The sequence below is a fragment of the Streptomyces sp. NPDC101118 genome (assembly GCF_044759445.1).
In the GTDB taxonomy this organism is placed as follows: domain Bacteria; phylum Actinomycetota; class Actinomycetes; order Streptomycetales; family Streptomycetaceae; genus Streptomyces.
On record NZ_JBIVZG010000020.1, the window covers coordinates 97799 to 114184 of the forward strand.

Here is a 16386-nt window from a genome sequence, read left to right on the forward strand (position 1 = left end):
CCGGCCCTACGGCGTCACCCCCGGCGGGTGCGCCGTCCGGGGTCACGCCCCCCGGCGGGTGCGCCGTCCGGCGTCACGCCCCCGGCGGGTTCGCCGTACCACCGGAGCCGCCCCCCGCCCGCTTCGTGACCCTGGCCAGTACGGCGTACCCCGTCGCGTCCCGCATCGTCGTCAGGCGGCCGGAGTTGCTCCGGCAGCGTGGCCCGCGCGTGGTCGAGGGCGGCCTCGGCCGTCGTTCGGCACGACCACGTCCCCGGTCTCCAGCAAGCCCGGGTCGACGGTGCGCAGGTCGGCCGCCCCGCCCGAGGCGATCAGCAGGATCCGCACCGGGTGCCCGCCCGGCGGACGGCCGGCGAGCGCGGCACTGATCGGCCGTGCCCGGTGGGCCGTCCGGTTGCGCTGCTGCTGCGCGATCGGCGCGTGCAGCAGGTGCTCGTCCAGGTACCAGCCGCCGCTGCCGGGGTCCGCCCCGTTCCGCCCGGCGAGCAGGTACTCGACCGTCTCGAAGTCGCCCGCGTGGCCCCGCGGCCGGTCCTGCGCCCGCCGCACGACCACCGAGCCGCGCAGTTGCCTCCCGCAGGGGCGCGGGCGCCGGAACGGGTGACGGGGGTGACGTGCCGGTCACCCGGCGTCGGCAAACCGCTCCGCCCGCACGCGAGGTGACGGTGGGTGAGGTGCCCCGACGCGCCGGGGGCGGAGGCCGCGCGGGGACCGGCGGCCGGTGCCGGCGTTGTCAGAGGGGCCCGCCACACTGGCTCCATGGAGAAGAACGAGGGGCGCGACGGGCACGTCGACCCGCACGCACTGCTGGCGCTGACGGACTGGGACGCGGTGGAGAACTGCTGGTCCGACATGGCCCCGCCGACCGAGGACATACTGCTGCGCCTGCTGGCCGACGACCCCCAGGAGCAGGGCCACGCCCTGCGGGAGCTCATGGAGGCCGTCTGGCACGGGAACGTCGTCTCCAGCGCCGCCGCCCCCGCCGCCCGGTACGTCGCGGCCGTCCTCGCCGACCCCCGGACCCTCGCGCTCGTCAAGGACCGGGTGCCCGTGGAGGAGGCCGAGGAGGGTGAACAGACGCCGTACCCGCTCCGCGCCGGCCTGCTCAACTGGCTGGGTGACATGGTCCAGGACGCCGCCTCACAACAGCACGCCCCCTACGGCGAACAGGAGGACGTCGACGCCGTGCTGGCCCTGGCGCCGGAGCTCCACGACGCGGTCCGGCCCTTCCTGGACGACCGGTCCCGCGACGTCCGCGAGGCCGCCCAGGGCGCGCTCCTCCCGCTGCTCGCGCTGCCCGCCCTGGCCGAGCGGATACCGGCCCACCGGGTGCTCGTACGCCACCTCGCCCTGACCGACGGCCACCACAAGTGGCGCGCGATCGACACCCTCGCCTACTGGGGCGAGGACCTGTCCAGGCTCCTGTAGGGGGAGGCCGGAGGCGGGCGCGCGGCCGGACCGTGCGGGCGGGCGGCGTCTCAAGTTTCGTGGGGTGACCTCAAGAAGGTTTACGGCAGGCCTGGTTCGGCGGGTCCCCTCCCGTTAGGCTTCTCGCAGCTCAACCCCCTTGCCCAGCCCCCCGACCCACAGGAGAGCAGCCGGTGCGCGAAGCCCTGCCGCCCCTGGGGGAACTCTGGGACACCGTGGCCGCGCTCGCCGCGGAGCAGGGCCAGGACCCGGCCGAGGTGCTCGGGACCGCCAGGCTGTCCGGCCTCACGGGCATACCCGCCGCCCGCGTCGAAGCCGTACGCGACGGCCGGGACGCCGGGCTCCCCCTCGACCGGCAGGTGCGGGAGCGCTTCAACGAACTGCGCCACAGCAGGAGGCGCCCGGACGGGGCCCGCCACAGCCTCGACGCCATCGCCCGCCACTTCGCCGCCCGCGGCGCCTCCCTCGGGGCGCTCAACGGCGGCTCGGGACTGCCCGGCCTGCGGCACGCGGCGGGCATCCAGTCCTTCTTCGGCGTCTACGCCGGCTTCCTCGTGGCCGACGACCGCAGCGCCGTGGAGCACGCCCTCGCCGCCTCCGGCATCGTGCCGCCCTGCACCCCGGCCGAACTCGACCGGATCGGCCGCCTCACCGGCATCGAGCCGGCCGGCGTCGCCCGCGCCCTCGCCGGCGAAGGCGGCGGCCTGCCGCTGCCCCGCCGCGTCCGTACCCGGTTCCGGCTGCTGCGCGCCACCCGGCCGGGGCCCGACGGGGAGCCGTACTCCCTCAGGGAGATCGCCGCCTCCTTCTCCGGCACCGCCCAGTCCCTGAGCAAGCTCAACGTGGACGAGGACGACAGCCTGCCCAGCCTCGCGGTCGCCGCGGGCATCCAGCGCTTCTTCGGCGTCGACGGCGGCTTCCTCCTCGCCGACGCGCCCACCGCCCTGCGCCGCGCCCTCCACCACCTGGCCGCCGGGCTGCGCCGCTCCGCGGCCGAGGCGGCCGGGGACCCGCTGGAGAAGCTCAAGCGGGACTACGAACTGCTGCACATCGCGATGCGCGCCAGCAACCTCTCGCCCCGCGGCCGCCGGGACCTCGCGGCCCACCTCAAGAACCTGCTCGCCAGTGAGGGGATCGCCGATGAGTAGCCGGGCACACGGCCGGTTAGCGGCCGGGGCGGGGGAGCGCGCGCCGGGACGGCACGCGCGCCCGAAGGGCCGTGGGACGTTCCGGACGTGGGAATTCCGGAAGGGCGGGACCGGGGGAGGCAGCCGATGAGGGTCACGCGCGAGATGCGCGCACTGCGCAGGCGGCTGCTCGCCGACACCCGCCTGCCCCGCCCCGCCGACGCCGGCACCATCATCGCCGGCCTCTGCGAGGCCTTCGCCCGGCGCCGCGGCGGACGCCCCGTCGACCACCGCTTCAGCCGCTTCCCCGTCGCCACCGCCAGCGGCCTCTGGCTCCAGCTCGCCGACCGCGACCTGATCGTCATAGAGGAACGCACCCGGCCGGGACACCAACTGGTCATCGCCTGCCACGAGCTGTGGCACATCCTCGAGGGGACCTGCGACAGCCACGGCCCCGGCCTCGCCGTCGCCGCCCGGCTGGCCGGCAGCGACACCGACCTCGGCGCCCTGCTCGGCACGGAGCAGGGCCTGCGCGCCGTCGTCCAGCAGGCCGCCGCCCGCGCCGGACACGACAACCCGGCGGAGGACCGGGCCGAAACGTTCGGCCTCTTCATGGCCAGAGAACTCACCTGCCTCCTCCCCGCACCCGAGGAGGAGCAGGTGCCACCCGCCATCGAGCGGATCCGCACCTCACTCGGCGGGGGGCACTGACGTTGCCCGCCGACCGCCCGCCGACCTTACGTTCCGCCGAACTCCCGTCCCCCACACCCGTCCCCGAACTCGGCGCAGCGAAAGAGAGCCCCGCACGATGAACAGCACCACAGCGACCCCGCACGCCGTCGTGATCGGCGGCAGCATGGCCGGACTGCTCGCCGCGGCCGTCCTGGCCGCCCACGCCACGGTGACCGTCATCGACGCGGACGAACTCCCCGACCGCCCCGCGCCCCGCCGCGGCCTCCCGCAGGGCCGCCACGTCCACGTCATGTGGTCCGCGGGCGCCCGGGCCGTCGAGCGGATCCTGCCCGGCGTCACCGACGCCTGGACGGCGGCCGGCGCGCTGCGCCGCAGGCTGCCCACCGACCTGGTCACGATGACCGCCCAGGGCTGGATACCCCGGTTCGGCGAGCACCAGTTCAACATCTCGTGCAGCCGCGACCTCCTCGACTGGGTGGTCCGCACCCGCGTCGCCGCCCTCGACGGCGTCACCCTGCTGCAGCGCAGCACCGTCCGCGCGCTGGAGGGCTCCCGCCGCGCGGTCACCGGGGTCCGCGTCGACACCCCGGACGAGAAGGACGTACGCCTGCCCGCCGACGTCGTCGTCGACGCCAGCGGCCGCGGCTCCCGCGCCCTGCGGTGGCTCGGCGACCTCGGCGTGCGCGGCGTCCGCCAGGCCGAGGTCGACTCCGGACTCGTCTACGCGACCCGCCTCTACCAGGCCCCGCCGGGCGCCCACGAGACCGGCTTCCCCATCGTCAACGTCCAGTCCGACCCCCGCGTGCCGGTGCCCGGCCGGACCGCCACCATCGTGCCCATCGAGGACGGCATCTGGCAGGCCACCCTCTCCGGCACCCGCGGCGGCCAGCCCACCGCCGACCCCGACGCCTTCGTGCCCTTCGCCAAGAGCCTGCGCGACCCCGTCGTCGGCGACATCCTCGAACGGCAGACCCCGCTCGCCCGCACCGCCCGCGACGGCGGCCGGACCGCCGCCGAGGTCGCCGTCACCCAGGGCAACGCCAACCGGCGCAGCTACTTCGAGAAGGCGGAGCTGCCGGCCGGCTTCTTCGCCGTCGGCGACTCCGTCGCCACGTACAACCCGCTGTACGGCCAGGGCATGACCGTCGCCGCCCAGGGACTCCTCGCCGTACGGGAGATCCTGCGCCGCAGACCCGTGACCGACCCGGAGTTCACCCGCCAGGCCCAGCGCGCCGTCGCCGGCCCCGCGACCGTCGCCTGGGAGCTGGCCACCTCGCAGGACATCCTCTACCCGGGCGCCACCGGCATGCGGCCGCGCCCCGGCTCCGGGCTCCTCAACTGGTACGTCGACCGGCTCATGACCGGCGCCACCCACCAGGAGGAGCTCACCGCCGCCTTCCTGCGCGTCATCACGATGACCGAGTCCCCGGCCGACTGGATCCGCCCCCGCACCCTGGCCCGCGTGCTGCGCCCCGGCGGCACCGCCGCCCACGCCAGCGCGCCGCTCACCGCCGCCGAACGCGCCGTCGCCGGCCTGGCCGCCAACGAGTCCGCGGGCAGCGCCCGATGAGGTGCCGCTAGATGGACAGCGGCATCCTCCTCTACGCCCCGGGCGCGCTGCTCACCCTCGCCCTGCTCGTCAAGGCGCCCGCCCTGCGGCGGGACTGGCACCGGCCGATGATGCGCGCCGTGTGCGTGCTGCTCGTGGTCGGCTGCCTGGTGCTGTTCCTCGCGGCGCCGCCGACCATCGTGGCCGTCAACCGGCTCACCGGGATCCCCAACTGCGCGGCGCCGCTGGTCTACGGGGTGCTCACCGCGTTCTCCGGCTCCTGCATCGTGCTGGTCCTGCACTGGAGCGGGACGGACCCGGCCGTCATCAGACGCGGCACGCGGTGGACCGTGTCGGCGACCGCGGCGGTCACCGTGCTGATCGTCGCGGCGTTCGCCGCCGGGGACGCGGGGGTCGAACGGGTGCGCGACCTGGACACGTACTACGCGAACACCCCGTACGTGCGCGAGATGATAGTCCTCTACCTGCTGGCCCACTCGGCCGGCAGCGCCACCCTGACCGTGCTGTCGTGGAAGTGGCTGCGACGGGTACGGCCGGCCATGCGCTCCCTCCGGGGCGGGCTGGCCCTGCTGGCGCTGGGCGGGCTCCTCGACCTCGGCTACCTCGCGGCCAAGTGGGCCGCGGTGGGCGCGCGTTGGGCCGGGCGGGACTGGGACGCGCTCTCCACGGACCTCGCTCCGCCGCTGGCCTCGGGCGCGGCGGTGCTGGTCGGCGCGGGGTTCCTCGTACCTCTGGTGGGGGCGTCTTCGGCCTGGCGGGAGTACAGCCAGTACCGTGCTCTGCGGCCGCTGTGTAGGGCGCTGGGCGGGCCGGCCGGCCCGGGGGCGGCGACGGTGCCGCTGAAGTGGTGGTCGCCGGTGGGCATCCGGCTGATCCACCGCGAGTCGGTCATCAACGACGCGATCCTGGCCCTGACCCCGCACTGCGAGGCGCACGTCCGGGCCCGCGCCCTGGACGCCGCGCTCGCCCAGGGCCTGGCCCCCGCGGACGCCGCGACGGTGGCGGACGCGGCCATGCTGGCCGCGGCGGCCGCCCGCCGGCGCGGGACGCCGCCGGGCCGTGACACGGAGCGGGTGGCGACCGCCGCGGCCCGGGACACGAACCGCCCCGGTGCCGCCCCGCCGACCGGGCGCGGCGACGAGGCGGGCCCCGGCGCGGACGGCCGGCAGGAGGCCGGGCCCGGCGTCGAGGCACGGCTGGGGTCGCGCCCGCTGGGCGCCCTCGCGGCCGAGTTCCGGCGTTCCCCGGTGGTGGCCGCCGCCCGCCGCGAGGCGTCCGGCACGGCCGACGCCGCCACCTGAGCCCCGGGCGGAGCGCAGCCCCGCCGCCGGGGCCGCCGCCTGCCGGGTTCGTGGCCCGCCGGGTTCGTGGCCCGCCGGGTTCCGCCGCCGGTCGGGCTCGCCGCCGCCCCGGCGGTCAGGCCGTCCGTGCGGAGCCGTTCGCGAGTCGTTCCGCGAACTCGCGGGCGGCGGTCAGGTCGGCCCCGTCCGGGCGCCGCTTGTTGATGCCGCCGATCAGCCTGAACGGCCCCCACGTGTCGTACGCGCGGCAGGTGAAGGTGCCCTCGACCTCGAATCCCTTGTGCTGGAGGAGCCGCACCAGCGGACGGGTGTACGGCGCGAACGCCGGCTCCGGGAGGCCACTCGTCGCGAAGACGAAGGCCCGCCGCGAAGACGCCGGCAGCGCGCGGACGAAGGCGAGCAGGTCCGGGTGCATCCGCTGCGCGAAGACACCTGAGCCGAAGCCCACCAGGTCGTGGCCCGCCGCCTCCGCGGTGGTCACCTCCTCCGGTGCGACCACGCGAGCACCGAGCACCCCGGCCATCGCCTCCGCCACGCGCCGGGTGTTCCCGTGGGATACGGACGTACAGACGAGCAGGTTCTTCATCGGTGTCCCTTTCATCGGTCGCTCCCTGCAGCGGAGACCGGGGAGACCCGCGGGATGTGACAGCCCTGCGCTGTACGGGGGTCCGTGGGCGGCAGGCCGGTGGCCCCGTCGGCAACCGGCCGTCGCGAACCGTGGGTCAGACGTCGTTTCATCTTCTTCGGTTTTCGGGGAAATAGTTGACCGCGATCGAGCATCGTCCCGGATGCCCGCCCACCCCGCCCGGACGACAATGGGATCGGACAGGGAAACCCTCTCGCGAAGGGAGGCAGGACAGTGGGTCTCAACACCGACCTGACCGAAGCTCAGAAGCGGGCGCTCAAGGAGAACGCGGACGACCTGGAGCAGTTTCGGCGTCAATTGGACGAGGTGCACGAAAGGGCCCGGTCCCGCCTGGAGAGCGCGGGTCTGGTGCCCGGCCTGGACGCCCTCAACTGCCTGATCTGCGTCGTGTGCAAGGGGTGGAAGAGCGGCCCTGGCGGCAAGTGCGCCAACTGCCCCCACGATCTGTTCTCGCACAACATCATCTAGGACCACTCCTCCGGAGCACCTCGCTGACCGGAGGGGAGCGTTCCGAGGGCAGGATCGGACGGCGCGCCGGCCGGGGCCGGTCGTGGCGGGCCCCGGCGGCGTGCCGGTGAGCGCGGACGTGCTGATGATCTAGACGCCGCGGCCCTTCGCCGTGCCGGCCGGGTGGCCGGAGAGCCAGGCGCCGTAGCGGCGGACCAGGCGGCGGTGGCCCGCCAGGTCGCGTACGAGCGTCAGGCCGGCGGAGACGGTGCGGCGCGGGCGGCGGCCCTCGGCCAGCCGGTGCAGGTGGCGGCGTACCACCGCCAGGTGCGTGGCGGCCCGCCACGAGGTGTCCCGCACCGGCAGCCGCAGCCCTTCCACCCGGGCGGTGGCGTCCTCCCCGGCGGCCCACCGCTTCGGCAGGTCGGGGGAGAGCGCGAGTACGCCGGCCATGCCGGCCACCGCCACGCCCTTGGCCAGCACGCCCTCGGCCACCTCGCGCCGGGCGATGCCGCCGGTCAGCATCAGCGGCACCGGGGGCGCCGCGGCCAGCAGTTCCTCGGCGAACGGCAGGAACCGGGCCTCGCGCGCCAGTGGCCGCCGGTCGGCGGCACCGTCCGCGACGGTGGCCACCGGGCTCTCGACGCTGCCGCCGGACAGCTCCAGCAGGTCGATGTCCAGCTCCCCGAGGAGGCCCAGCAGCGCCGCCACGTCCCCGGTGCCGAAGCCCCCGCGCTGGAAGTCCGAGGAATTGATCTTGACGCCGATGTCGAAGCCCGGCGCCACGCGTGCCCGCACCGCCCGGATCACCTCGGCCAGCAGCCGAGCCCGCCCCTCCGGCGAGCCGCCCCACCGGTCGGTCCGGCGGTTGACCAGCGGGGACAGGAACTGGCTGAGGAGGTAGCCGTGGGCGGCGTGGATCTGTACGCCGTCGAAGCCCGCGGCCTCGGCGCGTGCGGCCGTGCGCGCGAACCGGTCCACGGTCTCCTCGATCTCCCCGGCCGTCATCTCCTTGGGCGGAGCGAAGCGGTGGCTCAGCCTGCCGAGGTCGACCGGTACCTCGGACGGGCCCCAGGACACCCCCGGCATGTCGGAACCGACCTGCCGTCCCGGGTGGTTGATCTGCATCCACACCCGGCCGCCGCCGGCTCGTGCGGCGTCGGCCCAGCGGCGGAAGGGCTCCAGGGGCGAGTCGTCCTCCAGGACGATGGTGCCCGGCGAGGTCAGTGCCCGCCGGTCGATCATGACGTTGCCGGTGATCAGCAGTCCGGCGCCGCCCTCGGCCCACCGGCGGTAGAGCCGCTCGATGCGGGCGTCCGGCAGCTGTCCGGGCCCCGCCAGGCACTCTTCCATGGCCGCCTTGCAGAGGCGGTTGGCGAGCATGCTGCCGTTGGGCAGTCTCAGCGGCGAAAAGAGGTCGTCCAAGTCAGTGTCCCCCACTCACGTTCACCTGATGGCGAGAAGGCTGGCGCGAATGCTTCCCCAAGCACCCGCGCGCGGCGACACAACATACCCCCCGGTGGTGAACGCCACGCCGGTGCTACGGCAGTCGGCCCTCGTCCCTGCGCAGCAGTTCCGTCGCCCCGCAGAGCGAGTCCAAGTCCGGCGTGAGGCACAGGTTCCAGCCCTGCTGGTCCCGCCGGACCTGTGCCTCCCATGCGCAGTCGGCCGGCGCGTCCCCGGTGGAGAGAGTCAGCGTCTCGCCCTTCGTGAACGTGTCGTCCGCGTACCTGCCGCCCTGGCGGTCGACGGGGCTGTGGAAGGACCACCGTCCACTGAGCGAGACGGGGCAATCGGCGAGTACGCCGACCAGCGCCTTGTCCAGACCAGAACCGGACATGGTCCGGTCCGCCGCGAACCGTATGCGCGCGCCGCCGTCGCTGACCCACGTGCCGGTCAGGCCGGCCTCGGTGATCACGGCCGGGTCCCCGCCCGCCGCGCACCCCGCGCAACCCGCCCCGAGTGCGGCGAGCAGGGCGCCGGCTCGCCATGCCTTCCGAAGTTTTCCGGCCACGCGGTCCCCACTTGACTGAAACACAACCTTGAACGCGTTCAGAATAGCGGCCGCGGCCGGAGACCTGCCCTCAGCCCCCCGCCAGGGGATTCGGCAGGCCGGTCCACTGGTCGCCCCCCACCTCGCTGAGCCGCATCAGCGTCAGGGCCTTCACCGGCAGCGGCTCGGAGGTCAGCGCGCGCAGGTCGTCCCCGGCCGGCAGGGCGGCGGTGCCGGCCGCCAGCAGGGCACCCAGCGTCTCCGTGTCCCCGGCGAGCGGACCCAGCGCCCCCGACAGCAGGCCACCGAACAGCTTGCGGCGCAGCGCGACCGGGTCGTCCGTCTGCTGGCGGGCGGTGAGCGGCGGCAGGGGGATGCCGTGCCGGGCCAGCCGGGCGGGGCTGATCCGGATGTCCGCCAGGTCGCGGTAGACCAGCCGGGCCGGCCGCCCGGCCGCGTCCACCACGAGCAGCAGGTTCTGCCCGTGCGCCTCCAGGGCCACGCCGAGGCCGAGCAGCCGCAGCCCCACCTCCAGCACCAGCCCGGCGAACGCCGCCCGCCAGGACGCGCGCTCGCCCACCGGTACGGTGCCGGCCACGAACTCCGCCAGGCAGGCCACCGGCACCACCCGCTCCCCGGCGCCCCGGTCCGCGTACACGTCGGGCGCCTCCCGCAGCACCGCGGCCAGGTCCGGCGCGGGCGCCCCCACGGCCGCCACCGTGCGCGTGACGTGCAACCGCCCCTCCAGGCGGGCCGCCATCGCCTCCGCGAACTCCGACAGCACCGCCGCGTTCTCCACCGAGTACGCCGAGATGTCCCGCACGGACGAGGTCAGCCGCGTGCTCAGTGCCGTCTTCACGTGCAGCGCCGCCCCGGCCCCCGCCACCTCCCCGGCGGTCTCCAGGGTGCGCAGCGACAGCAGCGGCCGGGCCGGCAGCTGCGGGCCCCGCACCGGCTCCTTCAGCACGTGCGCCGCCTGCCACGGGTGTACGGGCACCAGCACCCGGTGCCCGTCGCGCAGCCCCCGCGGCCACCGCCCGACCAGCACCGCGTCCGCGACCGGCACCAGCGGCAGCCCCACCACCTGCCGGTGCTCGGGCGCGTACGCCAGCTGCTCCGCGGCGGTGAACCCCGGGCGCGAACGACAGCCGGGGTGGTACGGATGACCGTCCGTCACCCGCTGCTCCCACTCCCACGCGGCCCCCGCCACGCCGCCCGTCGTGCCCCCCACGCCGCCGTCCGTCGCCCCGTCCGTCGCGCCGGCCGTGCGCGAGAGGGCCAGGGAGGCGGTGCTCCCGTCGAGCTCCGCCGCGAAGTCCTCGCCCCGGGGCACCCCGAGTGCCCGCACCAGCAGTGCCGGATGGTCGTACGGGACCCCGTCCAGCTCGACGGGTCCGGCGGGCGGAGCCGTCGTCCAGGGGTCGCGGGGCGGGCCGCTCAGCCGCCGTCCGTCCGTCAGCCGCAGCACGACCGCGCCGCCCGCGGCCCCGCGCCCGGCGACCCACGGCAGCGGATCGTGGACCAGCCCCCGCCACAGGCGGGACAGCACCGCCGCCCGGGCGCCGGGAAGCGCGTCGGCGTACGGTCCGAGCAAGTCGGGCCGCACCTCGCGGAGTTCCGCGGCGAGGGATCGCTCGGCGGCGGTCTTGAACACGTGTTGCCCTCCTGGAACGCATGGAGCTGCGACGTTACACATACTGAACGGTGATGAACGCGATCCCCGACACCACCGTGCGGACGGCCGAAACCCTGGCCCTCGCCCCCCTGCTCACCTGTCTGCTGCGCGAGCTCGCCGAGCCGGCCGGCCCCGCCGGGCAGGGCCACCCCGACCGGCCCGCCGGCGCCCCGGGCGGGAACGGCCGCCGGGTCTACCGGCTCCGCCCGAGCGGGAGCCTGCTGCGGGTGCGCGGCACCCACCGGCCGGGCGAGCCCGAGCTGTGGAACGGCCGGGACTGGACGCCCCTGGACCACGCCGCGGTGGTGGCCCTCGCGGAGGGGGAGATGCGGAAGTGCACCGGCCGCGACAACGACACGCTCGGCGCCGAGATGGCCGACAGCCGCGAGGTGGTGGCCGCGATCCTGGCCGCCCGGGACCCGGCCCGGGCCCCCGAGGACCTCTGGATCCGGTCCGAGCAGTCCCTGGTCGGCGGGCACCCCTGTCATCCGGCGCCCAAGGCGCGCGGCGGCGGGCCGGCCGCCGGCTGGCTCCCGTACGCACCCGAGGCCTACGCCCGCTTCCCCCTGACCCTGCTCGGGGTGCGTGAGGACGCCCTCGTCGACGAGGGAGACACGGCCGCCCTGGACGCGCTCGGCGAGGCCCCGCCCGGCTACCGGCTGCTGCCGTCCCACCCCTGGCAGCTGGAGCTCGTACGGGAACTCCCGGAACTGCGGACGGCGTTCGCCGACGGGCGGCTGGTCCGCCTGGGCACGACGGACCGGGAGGCCCGGCCCACCGCCTCCCTGCGGACCGTCTACCTGCCGGCCGGCGGACCGGGCGCGCCGGCGCCGCGGAGTGCCCCGTTCGGCGACCTGCCCGGGGACCTGTCCCTCAAGTTCAGCCTGGACGTGCGCATCACCAACGACATCCGGCGGCTCTGGCGGCACGACCTCCTGAGGGTGCCGGCGCTGGACCAGGAGGTGGCCGACGCCTTCACCGCGCTGGCGAGCCCCGCCGGATGGATGCGGGACCGCGGGTACCGCACGGTCGCCGGCCTCCTCTTCGAACCGTGCGCCGTGCTGCTGCGGGACGGTCTGGAACAGCACCTCCCGCCGGGCACCGAGGCCGTGCTGCCCGCAGCCGTGGCGGAGGGCTTCGCCGGCAACCCGCTCGACCGGGCCGCCGATCCGGCGGCGTGGTGGGCGGCGTACCTGCGGGCCGTCGTACCGCCCGTGCTGGAGGTCTTCGAGCGGCACGGGCTGGTCCTGGAGTGCCACCTCCAGAACACGCTCCTCGCCGTGGACGGCCGAGGGATGCCCGTACGGGCGGTGTTCCGGGACCCGGAGGGCGTGAAGCGGGTGTCCGAGGTGGGCCGGGCCGCGGGCTGGGAGCGGCTGGTGTACTGCCTGCTGGTCAACCACCTCGCCGAGATCGCGGGCGCCGTCGCCGAGCGCTTCCCGGCGGCGGCGTACGGGCTGTGGCCGGCGGTACGGGCCGAACTGGAGCGGTACGCCGCCCGCCGCCCGCTCCCCGAGATCGCCGGCCTGCTCGCCTCGCCCACCCTCCCGGGCAAGGCGAACCTGCTGCTCCGATGGACGGACGCCGACGGCGCCGACTCCCGCTACCTCCCGCTGCGCAACCCGCTCCCGGACCCCGACGCCCCCACCTGGCTGGACCGGGCCCCGGCCACGGGCCCGGACCGCGACCCGGCCGCCGACGTGATTCCGGGCCCGGATCCGGACCCGTCCCCGCTGCCCGTCGAGGATCCGGCCCCGGACCTGGCCGCGGCCTTCCGGGACGCGGGCTCCGCGTCCTGGGCCGTCAGGGCGGCGGCGGGCCGGTGCCTCGCCGGCGCCGCCGCCGACGCCCGCGCGGCCGCGGTCCTGCGGCAGTTGCTGCTCGACGGCCAGGACACGGCGGTCACCCAGGAGACGGCCGAAGCGCTGCTGGAGCGGGGTGACGTGCGAGGCCTGCGGCTCGTGCTCGCCGCGCTGACCGTGGCGGACGACGACACCGGGGACCACCTCGCCGCCGCGCTGACCAACGTCTACGGGCAGTCCGACGAGGGCTGTGACCGGCTCGCGGCCCTCGCCTCGGTGCTGGTCTCGGACCCCGACGCGTCGATCGCCGAGGAAGCCAGGGGGCTGCTCGGGGAGCCCGGCACCCCACGCTGACCCTGCCTGCCTGCCTGCCTGCCTGCCCGGCCCTCGCCCGTCCCCGCCCGGCCGAGCCACCGCGAGGCGGGCGGGGGCGGGCGGACAACGCGGCGGCCCGGCGGCGTGGCGCACCGTGACCGGAGGGCACCCCGCCGCCACCGGACGGTTAACCCCGCTCGATGCGTTCCTTAAGGGGACCTCAAGATCTCAACGGCCGCCCTACTGCTAGGTATTTGTCTGATTCGTGGGCGCTAGCGTGCTGCTCGTTCCCCCCTCGGGACCCCCTCCCCTCCCGATCAGACAGGCAGGTACCCCATGGCCGGCAACACTCACCGTCGCAAGGCGAGCGGCAAGGCGAAGGCGGCGGCAGCCCTGGCCGTCGTGGCGGCGGTCGGCGGCACCGCCGTCGTGCTCACCGGCACCGCCCAGGCCGCCTCCGTCGGCGCCGCGTTCACCCGCACCAGCGGCTGGGAGACCGGGTACACCGGCCAGTACGTGGTGACCAACCACGGCAGCTCCCCGCTCACCTCCTGGACCCTGGAGTTCGACCTCCCCGCCGGCACCTCCCTGGCCTCCCTCTGGAACGCCGAGAAGGCCGTCAGCGGCCGCCACGTCACCGTCACCCCGCCCGGCTGGGACCGCGACGGGCTCGCGCCGGGCGAGTCCGTCACGGTCGGCTTCGTCGCGAACGCGACGGGCGGCGGCGGAGCCCCGGGCAACCCCACCGGGTGTCTGATCGACGGGCAGAAGTGCTCGGCCGGCGGCGGCACCACCCCCCGCCCCAGCGGCCGCCCCACCACGGCCCCCACCGCCACGGCCAAGCCCACGGGCAAGCCCACTCCCACCCCCACCAAGCCCACGGCGAAGCCCACGTCGACCCCCACGGTCAAGCCGACGCCCACGGCGACCCGCCCCACCACAGGGCCCGCCTCCACCGGCTTCGCCCCGTACGTCGACACCTCCCTCTACCCGGCCTACGACCTCCTCGGCACGGTCGACGCGACCGGCGTGAAGGAGTTCAACCTGGCCTTCATCACCTCCGGCGGCGGCTGCTCACCGCTCTGGGGCGGGGTCACCTCCCTCGCGGACGACCGCGTCGCCTCCCAGATACCGGCGCTGCGCGCCAAGGGCGGTGACGTCCGCGTGTCGTTCGGCGGCGCGGCCGGCTCCGAACTGGGCCTGGTCTGCGGTTCCGCCGACGCCCTCGCCGCCGCGTACGGGAAGGTCGTGGACACGTACAAGCTGACCAGGGTCGACTTCGACATCGAGGGCGCGGCCCTGCCCGACACCGCCGCCAACACCCGCCGCGCCAAGGCCATCGCCGAGCTCCAGCGCCGGCACCCCGGCCTGGACGTCTCCTTCACGCTCCCCGTGATGCCCGAGGGCCTCACCCAGCCCGGCATCGACCTGCTCGCCGACGCCAAGCGCAACGGCGTCGCAATATCGGCCGTCAACATCATGGCGATGGACTACGGGCCGGCCTACAGCGGCGACATGGGCGGGTACGCGATCCAGGCGGCCACCGCCACCCAGGCCCAGGTGAAGAGCGTGCTCGGCCTCTCCGACGCGGCCGCGTGGAAGACGGTGGCCGTCACGCCCATGATCGGCGTGAACGACGTCGTCACCGAGGTGTTCACCGTGGACGACGCCACCCAGCTGGCCGGCTTCGCCCGCTCGAAGGGCCTGGCCTGGCTCGCCATGTGGTCCGGCGCCCGCGACCGCCAGTGCCCCGGCGGCGCCAAGAACCAGGCCGACGCCACCTGCTCTTCCATCCTCCAGACGCCGCTGGCCTTCACCCGCGCCTTCGCGGCCCGCGGCTAGGTCCCTTCTTCCGCCGGGACTCGGGCCGGGGCTCGCCCCGGCCCGAACCGGTCCCGGTACGCCGAGGGTGTGAGGCCGGTGGCCCTGCGCATCAGGGTGCGCAGGTTCGTCGCGCTGCCCAGACCGCTGCTCCGGGCCACCACCTCCGTCCGGGTCTCGCCGCGCTCGAGCAACCGGCAGGCCAGGGTGATCCGTTCACCCGTGAGCCAGGCCAGCGGGGTGGTGCCCAGCTCGGCCTGGAAGCGCCGGTGCAGGGTCGCCGGGCTGACCGCCGCCCTGGCCGCCAGATCGGCCACGGACAGCGGGCCGCCGAGACGCTCCTGCGCCCAGGCCAGCAGCGGTGCGAGGGAGGCCTCTGGCACCTCGGGCACCGGCCGCTCGACGAACTGCCGCTGGCCGCCGTCGCGGTGGGCGGCGAAGACCAGACGCCGGCTGACCGCGTTGGCGATCTCCGCGCCGTGGTCGCGCCGCACCACGTGCAGCCCGAGGTCGAGGGCCGCCGAGCTGCCGGCGGAGGTGAGGATGTCGCCGTCGTCGACGAACAGCACATCGGCTTCCAGGCGTACGGCCGGGAACCTCTCCCGGAAGGATTCCGCCCACTGCCAGTGCGCGGTGGCCCGCCGCCCGTCCAGCACCCCGGCCTCGGCGAGGGTGAACGCGCCGCTGCAGAATCCGATGAGCCGCGCCCCGCGGGCATGGGCCCGCCGCACGGCGTCCAGCACGGCGGGCCGCCGGGGGACATCGGTGTCGGGGCGGTTGGGCACGATCAGGGTGTCGGCGCTCTCCGCGGCCTCCAGTCCGGCGACCCCGGTGAGCGTGAAGAACCCGTCGCGCATGAGGGTCCCGGGCTCCGGGGAGCAGAGCCGGAAGTCGTACAGCCGCTCGCGCCCGATCTCGGGGCGGCGCAGCCCGAACACCTCGGTGGCGCAGCCGAGTTCGAAGGGGTTGGAGTTCTCGTCGACGATCACGACGATCCGGTGGGGCTGGTGAGAGGATCCTTGCGCCATATGCGATTTCTAGCACTCCCGCGGCCGGGCCGGGAGCGCGCAGGCTGTACCCATGACCAACCACCGCAGCCCCGGCAGCAACCCCAACGCCCCTGACGGCACCGGCGACGTCAGCACCCCGGTCTCCCTCGCCGCCGCCCTCGCGTCCTTCGACGCCCTGTGGAGCCCCCGCATCGTCACCCGCGTGAACGACTACGACGTCCGCGTGGCCAAAGTGGCGGGCGAGCACGTATGGCACGCGCACGACGAAACCGACGAGTTCTTCCTCGTCCTGGAGGGCGACCTGTACATCGCCCTGCGCGAGGAGACCGGGGAACGTACGGTCCACCTGCCCGAGGGCTCGGTCTTCACGGTCCCGCGCGGCACGGAACACAAGCCCCACGCCCCCGCCGGCGCCCGCATCCTCCTCCTCGAACCCACCGGCACCAGCACGGTCGGCGACCGCCACGACCCGGTCCCCGCCCACGTGGACGCCACCACCGGCCACCCCCTCTGAACCACGCCACCGCCCGCCCGACGCGCCGCCCCCGGTGGAGTGGC

The 16386-nt window shown here is 75.4% G+C and carries 15 protein-coding genes; 9 read left to right on the forward strand and 6 right to left on the reverse strand.

Annotated elements, in window-relative coordinates:
* Positions 1–171 precede the first annotated feature (171 nt).
* Entirely contained in the window at positions 172–549 is a 378-nt protein-coding gene (locus ACIQUQ_RS27605; RefSeq protein WP_403980963.1) for a hypothetical protein, read from the reverse strand.
* A gap of 210 nt (positions 550–759) precedes the next feature.
* Here ACIQUQ_RS27605 and ACIQUQ_RS27610 point away from each other — a divergent pair, with 210 nt between their 5' ends.
* The 5 genes from ACIQUQ_RS27610 (at position 760) to ACIQUQ_RS27630 (ending at position 6119) form a co-directional block, all read left to right on the forward strand.
* Complete coding sequence (locus ACIQUQ_RS27610; protein WP_403980965.1) at positions 760–1428, forward strand: hypothetical protein; 669 nt, start codon at positions 760–762, stop codon at positions 1426–1428.
* A 173-nt stretch (positions 1429–1601) separates the two neighbouring features.
* Complete coding sequence (locus tag ACIQUQ_RS27615) at positions 1602–2576, forward strand: hypothetical protein (protein WP_403980968.1); 975 nt, start codon at positions 1602–1604, stop codon at positions 2574–2576.
* A 126-nt stretch (positions 2577–2702) separates the two neighbouring features.
* The gene (locus tag ACIQUQ_RS27620) at positions 2703–3266 is read left to right on the forward strand and encodes a toxin-antitoxin system, toxin component (protein ID WP_403980970.1); all 564 of its coding nucleotides are present in this window, start codon (positions 2703–2705) and stop codon (positions 3264–3266) included.
* A gap of 97 nt (positions 3267–3363) precedes the next feature.
* Positions 3364–4818, forward strand: a complete 1455-nt coding sequence (locus tag ACIQUQ_RS27625; protein ID WP_403980973.1) for an NAD(P)/FAD-dependent oxidoreductase — start codon at positions 3364–3366, stop codon at positions 4816–4818.
* A gap of 11 nt (positions 4819–4829) precedes the next feature.
* The gene (locus ACIQUQ_RS27630) at positions 4830–6119 is read left to right on the forward strand and encodes an MAB_1171c family putative transporter (protein WP_403980976.1); all 1290 of its coding nucleotides are present in this window, start codon (positions 4830–4832) and stop codon (positions 6117–6119) included.
* Between the two features lie 115 nt (positions 6120–6234).
* Here ACIQUQ_RS27630 and ACIQUQ_RS27635 read toward each other — a convergent pair whose 3' ends face one another.
* Complete coding sequence (locus ACIQUQ_RS27635; RefSeq protein WP_403980978.1) at positions 6235–6720, reverse strand: flavodoxin family protein; 486 nt, start codon at positions 6718–6720, stop codon at positions 6235–6237.
* A 258-nt stretch (positions 6721–6978) separates the two neighbouring features.
* Here ACIQUQ_RS27635 and ACIQUQ_RS27640 point away from each other — a divergent pair, with 258 nt between their 5' ends.
* On the forward strand, positions 6979–7233 hold the full coding sequence (locus ACIQUQ_RS27640) for a hypothetical protein (protein ID WP_403980980.1): 255 nt from the start codon (positions 6979–6981) through the stop codon (positions 7231–7233).
* Positions 7234–7362: 129 nt separating this feature from the next.
* On the opposite strand, the gene ACIQUQ_RS27645 is transcribed toward ACIQUQ_RS27640, so the two are convergent.
* The 3 genes from ACIQUQ_RS27645 to ACIQUQ_RS27655 all read right to left on the reverse strand — a co-directional run bounded on the left by ACIQUQ_RS27645 (position 7363) and on the right by ACIQUQ_RS27655 (position 10859).
* Positions 7363–8637, reverse strand: a complete 1275-nt coding sequence (locus ACIQUQ_RS27645; RefSeq protein WP_403980983.1) for a 2,4-dienoyl-CoA reductase — start codon at positions 8635–8637, stop codon at positions 7363–7365.
* A gap of 115 nt (positions 8638–8752) precedes the next feature.
* Positions 8753–9130 (reverse strand): hypothetical protein, encoded by a 378-nt coding sequence (locus ACIQUQ_RS27650; RefSeq protein WP_403980985.1) that lies wholly within the window; start codon positions 9128–9130, stop codon positions 8753–8755.
* A gap of 166 nt (positions 9131–9296) precedes the next feature.
* On the reverse strand, positions 9297–10859 hold the full coding sequence (locus ACIQUQ_RS27655; RefSeq protein WP_403980988.1) for an IucA/IucC family protein: 1563 nt from the start codon (positions 10857–10859) through the stop codon (positions 9297–9299).
* Positions 10860–10912: 53 nt separating this feature from the next.
* Between ACIQUQ_RS27655 and ACIQUQ_RS27660 the strand changes: the two genes are divergently transcribed.
* Positions 10913–13036, forward strand: a complete 2124-nt coding sequence (locus tag ACIQUQ_RS27660) for an IucA/IucC family protein (protein WP_403980991.1) — start codon at positions 10913–10915, stop codon at positions 13034–13036.
* Positions 13037–13333: 297 nt separating this feature from the next.
* On the forward strand, positions 13334–14839 hold the full coding sequence (locus tag ACIQUQ_RS27665) for a cellulose binding domain-containing protein (RefSeq protein ID WP_403980994.1): 1506 nt from the start codon (positions 13334–13336) through the stop codon (positions 14837–14839).
* Here the strand turns inward: ACIQUQ_RS27665 and ACIQUQ_RS27670 are convergent.
* A complete protein-coding gene (locus ACIQUQ_RS27670; RefSeq protein ID WP_403980997.1) occupies positions 14836–15846 on the reverse strand; it encodes a GlxA family transcriptional regulator in 1011 nt (336 codons plus the stop codon). The two genes, ACIQUQ_RS27665 and ACIQUQ_RS27670, sit on opposite strands and share 4 nt — an antisense overlap.
* A gap of 52 nt (positions 15847–15898) precedes the next feature.
* Here ACIQUQ_RS27670 and ACIQUQ_RS27675 point away from each other — a divergent pair, with 52 nt between their 5' ends.
* Positions 15899–16342 (forward strand): cupin domain-containing protein, encoded by a 444-nt coding sequence (locus ACIQUQ_RS27675; protein ID WP_403981000.1) that lies wholly within the window; start codon positions 15899–15901, stop codon positions 16340–16342.
* Positions 16343–16386: the final 44 nt, after the last annotated feature.